The sequence below is a fragment of the Flavobacterium sp. YO64 genome (assembly GCF_004119505.1).
Lineage (GTDB): Bacteria > Bacteroidota > Bacteroidia > Flavobacteriales > Flavobacteriaceae > Flavobacterium > Flavobacterium oncorhynchi.
Window position 1 is genome coordinate 1 of the sequence record NZ_NRQV01000076.1, and the last position, 272, is coordinate 272.

General features: G+C 43.0%; 1 pseudogene. It reads right to left on the minus strand.

Features of this window, described 5'->3' with window-relative positions:
• Positions 1–272: pseudogene (locus tag BOW57_RS20730) on the minus strand (hypothetical protein); the annotation flags it as partial.

Sequence of the window (272 nt, forward strand, 5' to 3'; positions counted from 1 at the left end):
ACAACTACAGTAGCTGTAGCTGTATCACAGTTTGATGGATTGGCTCCTACTTCACATAATTGGTACGTGATGCTGTAGCTTCCTGATACTGTATTTGCATCAAGAGTCAAGACTCCTTCTGAATCAATACTTAATGGACCTGTTCTAATTGGCGTTACATCGGTATTTGATGCTGTAACAGCTGCTCCGTTTAAGGTATCATTGCTTGTTACTGTTCCAACTGTTACGGCTGCTGTACTGCTTGGCACTGCGCTGTAATTGTCGTCTTGAGC